Source organism: Streptomyces silvisoli, assembly GCF_029269905.1.
Lineage (GTDB): Bacteria > Actinomycetota > Actinomycetes > Streptomycetales > Streptomycetaceae > Streptantibioticus_A > Streptantibioticus_A silvisoli_A.
Genome location: NZ_JARJBC010000047.1, coordinates 1 through 11,877 on the forward strand (window position 1 = coordinate 1; position 11,877 = coordinate 11,877).

At 68.5% G+C, this 11,877-nt stretch carries 12 protein-coding genes and 3 pseudogenes; 10 read left to right on the plus strand and 5 right to left on the minus strand.

Features of this window, described 5'->3' with window-relative positions; all coding sequences use genetic code 11:
• Positions 1–85: 85 nt before the first annotated feature.
• The gene (locus P3G67_RS35285) at positions 86–1,030 is read right to left on the minus strand and encodes an aldo/keto reductase (protein ID WP_276097163.1); all 945 of its coding nucleotides are present in this window, start codon (positions 1,028–1,030) and stop codon (positions 86–88) included.
• Positions 1,031–1,156: 126 nt separating this feature from the next.
• Here P3G67_RS35285 and P3G67_RS35290 point away from each other — a divergent pair, with 126 nt between their 5' ends.
• Entirely contained in the window at positions 1,157–2,017 is an 861-nt protein-coding gene (locus tag P3G67_RS35290; protein ID WP_276097164.1) for a helix-turn-helix transcriptional regulator, read from the plus strand.
• A 519-nt stretch (positions 2,018–2,536) separates the two neighbouring features.
• Complete coding sequence (locus tag P3G67_RS35295) at positions 2,537–2,740, plus strand: hypothetical protein (RefSeq protein WP_276097165.1); 204 nt, start codon at positions 2,537–2,539, stop codon at positions 2,738–2,740.
• Positions 2,741–3,460: 720 nt separating this feature from the next.
• On the opposite strand, the gene P3G67_RS35305 is transcribed toward P3G67_RS35295, so the two are convergent.
• Positions 3,461–3,772, minus strand: a complete 312-nt coding sequence (locus tag P3G67_RS35305) for a cupin domain-containing protein (protein WP_276097167.1) — start codon at positions 3,770–3,772, stop codon at positions 3,461–3,463.
• Positions 3,773–3,967: 195 nt separating this feature from the next.
• Between P3G67_RS35305 and P3G67_RS35310 the strand changes: the two genes are divergently transcribed.
• The 5 genes from P3G67_RS35310 to P3G67_RS35330 all read left to right on the plus strand — a co-directional run bounded on the left by P3G67_RS35310 (position 3,968) and on the right by P3G67_RS35330 (position 7,306).
• Positions 3,968–4,570, plus strand: a complete 603-nt coding sequence (locus P3G67_RS35310) for a transposase (RefSeq protein ID WP_276097168.1) — start codon at positions 3,968–3,970, stop codon at positions 4,568–4,570.
• The gene (locus tag P3G67_RS35315) at positions 4,459–4,866 is read left to right on the plus strand and encodes a YciI family protein (RefSeq protein ID WP_276097169.1); all 408 of its coding nucleotides are present in this window, start codon (positions 4,459–4,461) and stop codon (positions 4,864–4,866) included. The genes P3G67_RS35310 and P3G67_RS35315 overlap by 112 nt, the downstream gene beginning before the upstream one ends.
• Before the next feature lie 8 nt (positions 4,867–4,874).
• Entirely contained in the window at positions 4,875–6,020 is a 1,146-nt protein-coding gene (locus P3G67_RS35320; RefSeq protein WP_276097173.1) for an RNA polymerase sigma factor, read from the plus strand.
• Between the two features lie 252 nt (positions 6,021–6,272).
• On the plus strand, positions 6,273–6,449 hold the full coding sequence (locus P3G67_RS35325; RefSeq protein WP_276097170.1) for a hypothetical protein: 177 nt from the start codon (positions 6,273–6,275) through the stop codon (positions 6,447–6,449).
• Positions 6,450–6,580: 131 nt separating this feature from the next.
• On the plus strand, positions 6,581–7,306 hold the full coding sequence (locus P3G67_RS35330) for a dienelactone hydrolase family protein (protein WP_276097171.1): 726 nt from the start codon (positions 6,581–6,583) through the stop codon (positions 7,304–7,306).
• A 22-nt stretch (positions 7,307–7,328) separates the two neighbouring features.
• Here the strand turns inward: P3G67_RS35330 and P3G67_RS36285 are convergent.
• Both P3G67_RS36285 and P3G67_RS35335 read right to left on the minus strand, forming a co-directional pair.
• Positions 7,329–7,527: pseudogene (locus P3G67_RS36285) on the minus strand (hypothetical protein); the annotation flags it as partial.
• Positions 7,528–8,123: 596 nt separating this feature from the next.
• Positions 8,124–8,555 carry a tautomerase family protein gene (locus P3G67_RS35335; protein WP_276097172.1) on the minus strand — a complete coding sequence of 144 codons (432 nt, stop codon included), beginning with the start codon at positions 8,553–8,555 and terminating at the stop codon, positions 8,124–8,126.
• Positions 8,556–8,665: 110 nt separating this feature from the next.
• Between P3G67_RS35335 and P3G67_RS35340 the strand changes: the two are divergent.
• Positions 8,666–8,803: pseudogene (locus P3G67_RS35340) on the plus strand (hypothetical protein); the annotation flags it as partial.
• A 185-nt stretch (positions 8,804–8,988) separates the two neighbouring features.
• A complete protein-coding gene (locus P3G67_RS35345) occupies positions 8,989–9,174 on the plus strand; it encodes a LysR substrate-binding domain-containing protein (protein ID WP_276097174.1) in 186 nt (61 codons plus the stop codon).
• A gap of 217 nt (positions 9,175–9,391) precedes the next feature.
• Here the strand turns inward: P3G67_RS35345 and P3G67_RS35350 are convergent.
• Positions 9,392–9,577, minus strand: a pseudogene (locus P3G67_RS35350) (cold-shock protein); the annotation flags it as partial.
• Between the two features lie 490 nt (positions 9,578–10,067).
• Between P3G67_RS35350 and P3G67_RS35355 the strand changes: the two are divergent.
• Positions 10,068–11,877: polyketide synthase (locus tag P3G67_RS35355; protein ID WP_276097175.1), on the plus strand; the 1,810-nt coding region annotated here is incomplete at its 3' end.

The following is an 11,877-nucleotide window of genomic DNA, read 5'->3' on the forward strand; positions in this document are numbered from 1 at the left end:
TCCAACACCGTCTGCTCATCGGCAGACAGCAGCAACGGTTCCAACTTCGGCCCCCGACGTGGAACCGACGCACCAGCAGCAGAAGTCACACAACAACTAACGAACAACTACTGGCGCAGGACACTAGGTCATCCGCGGTCAGGTTCAGCTCCATCGCGGGCAGCGCCTCGGCCAGCCGCTCGCGGGTGCGAGCGCCGACCAGCGGCACGATGTCCTCGCCCTGTGCAGCCACCCAGGCGATGGCCAGTTGGGCGACGGTGCACCCCTTCGCTTCGGCAACCTGGCGCAGAGCCTCCACGAGAGCGAGGTTGTGTTCGACGTTTCCACTGGAGAATCGGGGACTGTGGCTGCGACTGTCGGCGGGGTCGGCGCTGCGCCCGGCCGTCCAGTGCCCGGAGATGAGGCCGCGGCTGAGGACGCCGTACGCGGTCAGACCGATGCCGAGCTCCCGCAGCATAGGCAGGATCTCGGCCTCCACCGCGCGGGAGATCAGCGAGTACTCGATCTGCAGGTCGGCGACCGGGTGCACGGCGTGCGCCCGGCGGATCGTCACCGCATCGACCTCGGAGAGGCCGATGTGCCGCACGTACCCGGCGTCGATCATCTCCTTGATCGCGCCCACCGTCTCCTCGATGGGTACCGCCGGGTCCAGCCGGGCGGGACGGTAGATGTCGATGTGATCGGTGCCAAGCCGGGTCAGCGAGTAGGCCAGGAAGTTCTTCACCGCCTCGGGACGGCTGTCCTGCCCGCCGAACTGCGGGCCCGGCCCCCGCAGCATGCCGAACTTGACGCTCAGCTGGTAGCTGTCCCGGTCCCGGCCGCGTAGCGCCTCGGCGAGCAGCAATTCGTTGTGGCCCATGGCGTAGAAGTCGCCGGTGTCGATCAGCGTGACGCCGGCCTCCAGCGCGGCGTGCACGGTGGCGATGCTCTCCGTGCGGTCGGCCGCGCCGTAGACGCCCGACATGCTCATGGCACCTAGGCCCAGCGCGGAGACGGCCGGGCCGCTGCTGCCAAGGGTTCGTGTCCGCATCGCGTTCTCCTTCGTCGTCGATCTGCCTCCCACCTTGTGCCCGCGCCGCGACGTACGGGAGAGGAGCGTTCATCGTGGGAGAGCCGCTCCCTGGATCGGCTCGCCCGCCGCGAGGACCATGAGGTCATGCAACGTGAGCAGCTCGCCGAATTCCTGCGCCACCGCCGCGAGGCGATCCGCCCGGCCGAGGTCGGCTTCGCGGACGGCCCCCGCCGCCGCACCACCGGCCTGCGCCGGGAAGAGGTGGCCATGCTCGCCGGCATGTCGGTGGACTACGTCGTACGCCTCGAGCAGGGCCGCAGCAGTCAGCCGTCGCCCCAGTTGCTCGGCGCGCTGGCCCGGGCGTTGCGCCTCTCCGAGGACGAGCGCGACCACCTGTTCCATCTGGCCGGCCACCAGCCTCCGCCCGCCGACAGGGCGGCCAGCCTGGCGCGCGCCGGCCTGATACGCATGCTCGACCTGCTCGGCGACACCCCGGCCCTGGTGCTGTCCGACCTGGGCCAGATCCTCGCCCAGAACCGGGCAGCCGTCCTGCTGACGGGTGACCACAGCGGCTTCTCCGGCGACCGGCGCTACACCGTGTACCGCTGGTTCACCGACCCCGCTGCCCGCGCCGTCTGCCCGCCCGAGGAACAGGAGTACCACGCCCGCCAGCTCGTGGCTGACCTACGCGCGGCCACCGGCCGCCGGTCCGGAGACCCCACGGTCACCGGCCTCGTCGACCGGTTGCAGGCCGCAAGCGCCGACTTCCGCCGGCTGTGGGCCGAGCACGAGGTGGCGGTCCGGCGCGCCGACCGTAAGACCTTCGTGCACCCGCGGGTGGGCCGCCTGCTGATGAACTGCGAGACCCTGCTCACTCCCGACCAGGATCAGCAGTTGCTGGTGCTCACCCCGGCGGACGCCGAGACCCGCGAGCGGCTGGAACTGCTGCGGGTACTCGGCATCGAGGAATTTCCCACGGGGGCAACGGACACGCCCATACGGTGAAGCGGCCGACCCACGAGGCATCGGCTAAGTATTCGGCGGCCCGGTCGGCGGAGCGGCCATCCCCGGACAACGGGACTGCTGGGCGGCCGACGGGTGAGGCCGAGAACTTCACCAGGTCGGCTACGCACTCACCGTGGCCAGCGGGAAGCCAAGCCGGGTCGCCCCGCTCTTTGCATCGGCGCACGCCAACCCCCGTCGTGCACCCCGAACCCTCGGCGGCGCTATGCGATCACGAGACGAGGCCGTCGCCGCACCGGGTGCACCACGCGACGGCAATACTGCTGCGCGCACGCGCGATTGGTGACGACCATCGCGTGAGAGGCCCTGGCCAGCCGAGGGATCCTGGCCAGGGTCGGTCCGAAGTGCTCGGCTACTGGACAGGCTGTAGCCGAGCCAGGCCCTTTCGGTCACACGCAGCCGCAGCTCATGATCACCGTGCGCCTTGGTAGCGGCGTTGCAGCCAGATCAGGAGTAGCCCGTCCGGCTGCATCGGACTCGCGGCCGCCGCAGGCTGGAGGTATGGAGCACCCGCCCCTCATCGTGCACCCACTGCAGGAGAACGGCCGCCTCATGACCATCCTCGGCGAGCCAGTCGGCGTCGCGAAGTCACTGGTCGACGTCGAGGAACTCCTGCGCCGCGCTGGCATCAACCCGGACGAGATAGCCCTGGACAGCCCGGACCTGATCGAATGGCGAGGCGGCGGCCCAGAGGTGTGGAGCTAGACCCAGTCAACCCACCGCAGCGAAGGCTGCGCCAGCCCGCACCACAGGCTTGTTTCGGGCAGTCAAGCCTGCGCTGCCGCCGGGCGTAGCCATTGAGCCGCGCGCCAGCGTTTTGGCTGCCGTCGAGTCCGGCGTAGTCCGGGGGGCCAGTGGAGGCCGGTCATCTGGTGAGGACCACTTACCTCTTGCCCTTCCGCTGATCTTGCGGATCGACTCCGGTGTACGCGGAGGCGTCCTTGCCGCCACTCGGGCGTTGGGACCTACCCTTGCGACCTCGGTCGTGGATCCCCTTCTCGCCAGATGTCGCCTGTTCCTCTGCCCCGCGGGTCAGGCTTTCCCCTGATTTCTCCGGTGCACCCTTCGATGAGGCGCTCTCCGGTGCGGCCGGTCGGCTTCGATCAGGTTTGGGGGCGTACTCGTCGGGGTGGAACGAGCGGTGGGCGCTTGGATTGTCTCGGCCGGGATCGTCGATATCCGGCCCCCAGCCGTGCTGGGCGGTCCCTTCTTCCTTGAACCTGGTAGGGCCCTCACCGTGCGGAGGATGAGATTTCTTGGGTGTCTTCGACATCGTTGGCCCCTCTCGGCCGTGGCTCCGTCGGAAGAACCTTCACATACCCGGTTATCCGCATATCACTCTGAACGGGATGGTTTATACCGGCCTCCCGTAAACCGCGGATCCTCGACGTCGGCAGCATCGCCAGCCCCGACCCGCAACCTGCGCTAGGCCGCGTTTGAAATGTGTTCGATGATGACGAGCGTGCCTTGACTGCCCGGGTGGACGGCATGCTCTACCCCCGCCTCGACGATGTACATCTCCCCCGCGCGTACTTCGATCTCGATGCCGTCGGCCACCAGGTGCAGTGTGCCGTCCACCACCAGCAGTGCTTCCGCTGTGTCATGGGATTCCGATACCAAGGGGCGTCCGTCCATCCGCAGCACTTTCACCGCTGTGCTCGCGACCTGCGCGAGCAGGAGCGAGCTCCAAGCGTCCGGCAGTTGCGCGGCCGTTCTCCGTATGTCGACAAAGTTCATGGCATGCCTCCTGGCGGGCCGCCTCGCCGAAGGGCCGAATGAGCCGCCGGAGACGTCCGCGATCGTGATCAAGGGGTGCAGCGACGTTACGACACGGCGGCGCACCGCTGGTCGACCGTTAGGTAAAACCTCCCGACGTGGTCCCGCCGCGATTGCGAGGCCGGGGAGGGGCGGTGCGGAACGCCGGATGCGGCCGTGAAACGATCTTGCTTTGGCTCGTGGGGATCTGACGGACACCAGTGGGAGCGGCTGGAGCCGCTATTGCCGCCGATAGCGAAGATTGGGACGGCCATCCCGGGATCGTCAGCATGTCTTGACGGGATGTGGTGGCGCCCCAGGACCGGCTCGCCGTGGCGGGACGTGCCCGGGCGATATGGGCCATGGAAGACGGTGTACTCGACCCTCCGGCGTTGGCAGATCGACGGCGCCTGGGCCCGCATCCTCGAAGAGTTGCAGGTCAAGGCCGACGCGGACGGCGTGAGTGGGCAGCGGAGCCCAGGTAGGTGCCGATCTTCGAAACCCTCACCCTCGCGCCACGCTGTGGACCCGGACACCGCGAGACGGCTCACCCAGGCTCATACACGAGAGCCCAAAAAAAATCGGACGGTGATGTCGAGAACCTGTGACTGGCTCCGTCCCCCCAATGAACGCGACCACAATGGGTCGCATCAGCGAGGAGAAACACGATGGCCAAGTACTTGCTGCTCAAGCACTACCGTGGCGCTCCGGCCGCGGTCAACGACGTGCCAATGGAGAAGTGGACGCCGGAGGAGATCTCGGCGCACGTGCAGTACATGAACGACTTCGCGGCCCGGCTGGAGCAGAGCGGCGAGTTCGTCGAGGGTCAGGCGCTGGCCCCCGAGGGGACGTGGGTCCGGTACGACGGTGAGGGGCGCCCGCCGGTCACCGACGGCCCGTTCGCCGAGACCAAGGACCTCATCGCCGGCTGGATGGTGATCGACGTCGACAGCTATGACCGCGCCGTCGAGCTGGCCGGGGAGCTGTCGGCCGCCCCCGGGGCGGGCGGCAAGCCGATCCACGAGTGGCTCGAGCTGCGCCCGTTCCTGGGCTCGCATCCCACAATCACGGAGTGACCTCATCGATGAACGAGGCCCTGATCCGGAGCCTCACGCCGAGCGTGCTCGCCGTCCTCGTCCGCCGCGGAGCCGACTTCGCGGCGGCCGAGGACGCCGTGCAGGACGCACTGGTCGAGGCGGTCCGCGTCTGGCCGGCCGACCCGCCGCGGGACGCGAAGGGCTGGCTGGTCACCGTGGCCTGGCGCAAGTTCCTCGACGCCACCCGCTCGGATGCCGCCCGCCGCCGGCGTGAGGACCGCCTCGACGAGGAGCCGGCACCCGGACCCGCGCCCGCGGTGGACGACACCCTCCAGCTCTACTTCCTGTGCGCCCACCCCTCGCTGACGCCGTCGTCCGCCGTCGCCCTCACGCTGCGCGCCGTCGGCGGGCTGACCACACGCCAGATCGCCCAGGCCTACCTGGTGCCCGAGGCGACCATGGCGCAACGCATCAGCCGGGCCAAGCGCACGGTCTCCGGTGTCCGGTTCGACCAGCCCGGCGAACTCGCCACCGTGCTGCGCGTCCTCTACCTCGTTTTCAACGAGGGGTACTCCGGTGACGTCGACCTCGCCGCCGAGGCCATCCGGCTCACCCGGCAGCTCGCGGCCTCGATCGACCACCCCGAGGCGGCGGGGCTGCTCGCCCTCATGCTGCTCCACCACGCCCGGCGTGCCAGTAGGACCGCGCCGGACGGCAGCCTGGTACCGCTCGCCGAGCAGGACCGCGGCCGGTGGGACACCGAGTCGATCGCCGAGGGCGTCGAGATCCTGCAAGCGGCCCTCGCCCGCGGCCGGCTGGGCGAGTTCCAGGCCCAGGCCGCCATCGCCGCCCTCCACGCCGACGCGCCCACCGCCGAGGAGACCGACTGGGTCCAGGTCGTCGAGTGGTACGACGAGCTCATGCGCCTGACCAACAGCCCGGTCGTCCGGCTCAACCGCGCGGTCGCCGTCGGGGAGGCGGACGGACCGCGCGCCGGCCTGGCGGCGCTCGCGGCGCTGGATGCCTCACTGCCCCGCCACGCCGCGGTGGCCGCGTATCTCCACGAGCGCGACGGCGACCTGGCGATGGCGGAACGGCTGTACACCGAGGCGGCTCACAAGGCGCCCAATCTCGCCGAACGCGACCACCTGACGCGCCAGGCCGCCCGGCTCAATGCCCGCCGATGTCGCTGACGGGTCGCGCTCGGATTCCCGCAGCACTGGGCGTGCCCGGTGGCCGGAGCGGTCGCCTCACAGTGAGTAGGCGGGGCAAGGCCAGCTGCCCAACGCATTGCCGACGGGCCTAACGGAACTTCATGTCACCATCGGCCCACAAAGCGACGCCCGACTTCACGAACTCTTCGACGGACCATGGGCGACGGTCGTCCGCACGGCACTGGAGCAGGAACAGGAGCAGCCGGGACACGCGCAACCGCCTACAACCCCATGGCCGACCTCGATCCGGCCACCGTCCTGCTCGTCAAGGCCTACGCCCTGCGCAAAGACGGCGAAGACCGCGGCGAACTGACGATCTCCTTCTCGTCCTTGCCCAACCCGCGCCTCCTGAGCGCCTTCGCTCCGCCGGTCGTAGACGCCCTCCTCACCGTCCTCCGGGCCGCCTGAGTGCCTGCCGGGCCGTCAAAAAGGTTTGCCGACAGGCGGCCCGTGCACGTAGTGGTGCAGCCGGGACCGGGCCGTCTGCCAGCGGTGAACACCGGCCCGACGGGGCTCGACGGTCACTACAGTCCAGCCTCATGACGACGATCACAACGCGTACGGTGGAATACCCGGCCGACGCCCTAACGATGATCGGGCACCTCGCACTCCCCGCCGGTGTCGACCGGCGGCCCGCGGTCCTGATCGGCCCCGAGGGGATGGGACTCAGCGACGTCGAGCGCCGCCGAACCGATGCCCTGGCTGAACTGGGATACGTGGCACTGGCCTTTGACCTCCACGGCGGACGCTATTTGGGCGACCCCGAGGAAATGCTGGCCCGCTGCATGCCACTGCTCGCCGACCCCGACCGGATGCGGGGCATCGGCCACGCAGCTCTCGACGTGTTGCGTGCCGAACCGCGGGCCGACCCCGACCGGATCGCCGCCGTGGGCTACGGCACCGGGGGCGCAATCGCGCTGGAACTCGGGCGCCACGGCGTCAACCTGCGCGCGATCGGGACAGTCAACGCACTGACCACGGGCCGACCTGGCGAGTCGGCGCGCATCCGCTGCCCCGTATGGGCCGGAGTCGGGTCGGAGGATCCGATCATGCCGCCCGCGCAACGGGACGCGTTCACCGCCGAGATGCAGGCGGCGGGCGTCGACTGGCGCCTCGTGGTCTACGGCGGAGCCCTGCACGCCTTCCACCACCCACCGGTCGACCACCCCGTGCCCCCCGGCGTCGGCTACCACCCACAGCACGCGCAGCGTGCCTGGCACGACATCGTCGACCTGCTCGCCGAGTGCCTCCCCGTAACGGAGTGATCTGGCCAACTCCTGACGCTCGCTCCTGCCCGTCGTCGTCCTCGTCCAGCTCCGGCGAGTCCAGTCGCGCAGCGGTGCGGGGCGCTGGCACCCGGGACGGTGGCGGTGAAGCTGTAGCGGCCGAGCACGTCGAGGTTCTTGTGCTTGAGCAGGGAGAGCCGGGCGACGTCCTCGTCGCGGATCTCGTGGCCTTCGGCACGGAGCTGGTCGACGGCGGCGTCGCATCACCGCGTCCTGGTGGTCGTCTGTGCCAAGACACCCGGGACCAAGTGACAACCCATCACATGGATTGATGCGTTCACACTTCTTCGGCGGACTGTCGACCTACTGCCCGAAGACGCCGTAGCAGACAACGGCCAGACGGTCGGGGATGTTCGTAAGGACATCAAGCTCCAGGAGTGGGAGAGGGCGCACAACGTGCTCATTGAGATCGCGGATGCCCATCCTGTGCCCCTGGACTTCTGGGAAATGCTCGCCGAGGCCGCTCGGCAGATGATGCTGGAGCGCAGCCGCCGTTGGTGCGAGTGGCGGGGTTGGGAAGTCGAGCACGGAAACGTCCGCGCGACGCTGACACTGCTGGGAGCGGCCCGCTACCCCGCGATACGGCCGCGACGCACGGGAGCGGAGAATCCCGAACTTGCCGAAGAGGCCCGGTGGGGCATCCTCTTATCGAGGGTGCCCCACCCGGTCTAGCACAGGTGAGCCGGTGTCAGGTCACCATGGGTCCGGACCCTCACTCTCCGGTGTCCCTCGCGAACCGTCAGCTGATCTGGCCCGCACCACGCCCGACGTCCGGCGTCTTCCACTTCACGGTTGGTCAGCCGATACGTCCCGCCTGCATGGCCTCGGGACTCATCCGGACGTCGAACCCCGACTCCGGGTCGATGACCCGCCCTTGCACCCACCAGTTCTCCGAGGCGGTCTCCAAGATAGTCAGCAGGACATCCTCGCGGCGCATCCCCGGTGCGGCCACGAGGTGGTCGGCGACCGCTTCGAACAGATCGGCCTTCTGCCCCGCGGGCCGGTGGTTGAAGGTCATCCGGATGATCACCGAGTCAGCGCTGCGCTCGACGCCGAAAAACGTCGGGGCCTGAAGGATGTCGCGGGGCTCCATTTCGTGCACTACGTGGAAGAAGTCGTCTTCGGGAATCTGAAATACCTCTCTCATCGAAGCGTGGACCGCCTCGGACACGGCCTTGCGGTACTCCGGCGTCTTGCCCTTGCGTAGGTATATCTCCACGAACGGCATGGGTGCTCCTCGGATGCGTGCTCCCGCAGCCGCGCGAATCGCTGCTGCTGACCCGGTCAACGCTAGGCAGAACCGCTCCATGCAACCAGCGAAAGTCTGGCATGGCGGGCATGCATAAACGTCATGGGCTTCCCATTGGTGGCCTGCGGCCGCTGCGCGAAGTCGCAGAGCACGGCAGCTTCACCGCAGCAGAACTCCTCTGTCCCCAATCCGCTATCACCCGACGGATCTCCACCCGCGAACAAGCGGCCGGGGTGAAGCTGTTCGGCCGCCGCCCCTGCGGCGTCTCCCTTACAGCGACCGGTCAGGCACTGCTGCGGCACGCCGTCGTGGCACTGGACGCCGTCGCCGCGGCCGAACGGGAACTGAAAGGGCTCCCCTTGAGCGCCATGTGGTGCGCCTCGGCGCGTTCCCCAGCGCGGGGGCACTGCTCGTGCCGGGCGCCCTCACCGCGCTGCGCCGTACACATCCGCGTATCAGCGTCACCACCAGGGAAGCAACGACCTCAGGCCTCGGGCGTGCGCTGCGGGCAGGCACGATCGACGTCGCCATCCTCGCGTCCAGGCCGCCTTACCGGTCGTTGGACGACCAGACCCGGGCCTTGAGTCCGAGACCCTGACCGCTGCTGAGCCGCCCGCACACCGCCCACACCACCCGCGACCAGCTGACCAAGTCACACCTCATCGCGGCGGACTGCGGCATCACCACCGTGCCCCCAGCCTGACCGAGGCACTTCCGCCGGGTGTACGTCTGGTAGCGGTCCACGGCGGCCCCGTCGAACACCGGAGGGTCGCCCTCGCACCGGTGGTCAGCAGATTCTGGCGACGTGCTCTCCCCTGTAGACCCTTGGGGCCCTCGGCCACGTCGAACTCGACCGGACCGCCCTCGTTCAGCTCCTTGAAGCCGCTGCCCTTGATCGCGGAGAAATGAACGAACACATCCGACCCGCTGTCGTCCTGCTGGATGAAGCCGAAGCCCTTGTCGGCGTTGAACCACTTCACGCGGCCAGTGGCCTGTGCCACCGAGGCGGGCTCTCTTCCCTGTGGTCAGCCCCAGAGAGCAAGACTTCCCGGTATTGGGGCTTGGCCTCACCTCAGTCAGCATGGTGCTCTTCTGCGAGCCCTCCACCTCAGACCGCACCGCTCAGCCTGCACACACGCCGCGTAGCAACTCGAACAATCGAGCCAGCCCCTGGTCAGGCATGGGCGGAAGTTACCTCGAAGGAGTGACAGTTCAGGCAATGGGTCCTGTGGACCCGAGGGGTGGAGCAGACTCGCGCTTACGGCTTTCGTGCTGGTTGCGTGTGCGTCCGTTGGTCAGAGCACAGGATCAGTCGAAGGCGGCCCACGTATAGGGCAGTTAACGATCCGAATGATCACGTCCGGGATGCCGTTCAAGCGAACGGTTAAAGATCAAGCTTCGCGCCATTCCGAGATCGGCACCTGCGGCCGTCCGACCTCACAGCGACCGTGCGGGTTAGGACCTTGCGAGTGGGAACAAAGGGGCTGGGCTATGCGCGGGAGTGGGTTCGCGGCAGGGCCGGTGGAGCGGGCGGTCGCGTTGATTGGCGTGGGTTGCCGACTGCCGGGCGCCATCAGTGACCTTGACGGTCTGTGGCTGGCTTTGGAAGCGGGCCTCGACCTTATTGGGGAGGTACCGGCCGAGCGGTTCGCCCCGGAGCGGTTCGTCGACACCTTGATGCCGCGTCCGGGCAAGTCGTACACCGCGGCGGGCGGTTTTCTGGATGGCATCGACTCTTTCGACGCCGACTTCTTCGGCATCGCGCCGCGTGAGGCGACGCAGATGGACCCGCAGCAGCGGTTGTTGATGGAGATGTCGGTGGAAGCGCTGGACGATGCCGGCATTTGTCCGGAGGCGCTGGCGGGTTCGGACACTGCAGTGTTCGTTGGGATCTCCGACCAGTCCTACGGTGCGTTGCAGATGCTCTCGCCGAGAGGCGTGAACGCCTACACCATGTCGGGGGCGGCTTCGTCGATCGCGGCGAATCGGCTGTCGCACTTCTTCGACCTGCGTGGGCCGAGTATGGCGGTGGACACGGCGTGTTCGTCCTCGCTTGTGGCGTTGGTGCAGGCACATCAGACGTTACTGGCTGGGCAGAGCCGGATGGCGTTGGTCGGGGGCGTCAACGTCCTGCTGAGCCCGTACCACTTTGTTGGGTTTTGCCAGGCGTCGATGCTTTCACCCAGTGGGCGGTGCCGCTCCTTCTCGGCGGACGCGGACGGATACGTGCGGGCGGAGGGCGGCGGTGTGGTGCTGCTGAAGCGCCTGTCGGACGCGCTCGCCGACGGTGATCGGATCCACGCGGTGATGGTAGACGGTGCCACGGGCAGCGACGGGCGAACACCGGGCCTGGCCCTGCCCAAGGCGGAGAGCCAGGAGGCCCTGCTGCGGCAGGTCTATGACCGCTGCCGGGTCGACCCGGATGACGTGGCGTATCTGGAGGCGCACGGCACCGGCACCCCGGTCGGTGATCCCATCGAGTGCCAGGCCATCGGCAACGCCCTTGGGGTACGCCGATCCTGCGGTGCGCTGCCGATCGGCTCGGTGAAGTCCAACCTGGGCCACTCAGAACCAGCTTCCGGAATCACCGGTGTGTTCAAGGGCATGCTGGTACTGCGGCACGGCTTGGTCCCGCCGACCTTGCACGCCACACCGCCCACCCCGCACGTCGACTTCGCTGCACTGGGTCTGGCGCCAGCTGTCGAGGCCGTGCCCATCGGGGTGAGCGAGCGCACCGTGGTGGGCGTCAACTCCTTCGGTTTCGGCGGTGCCAACGCCCACGTGGTGCTGGCCGCAGCCCCGTTGACCGCCGAAGGGACCGAGGCGCTGCCTGTACCGGCTGCTCCGGTGAAGCCGGAACAGGCGCTGCCTGGAACACCCGGCTACCCCGTCAGCTCCGAGGCGAGCGCTTCCCGGGACGAGACGGTCTTGCCGATGCTGGTCAGCGGCCATTCCCGGCCCGCGCTGGCCGAGGCCCTGCGCCGCACCGCCGAGCGGCTGGCAACCGCCTGCCCGCAGGAGTTCTACGACTTGGCCTACACCGCGTGTGTGCGACGCGGCCGGCACCAACACCGGGCGGTGGTTTTCGCGGCCGACGCGGCCGAGGCGGCCGAGCGGTTGACTGCCTTGGCCGAACAGGTTCCGGAAGCGATGGATACCGTGGCCGACGATGATCTAGTGTCCTGCGCCAGAGATCCGTCGGCAGAAGCGGGCGAGGGAGTCGAGGATCTCCTCGGCGGTCTTCGTCCAGATGAACGGCTTGGGGTCCTCGTTCCAGTTTTTGACCCAGCGGCGGATATCG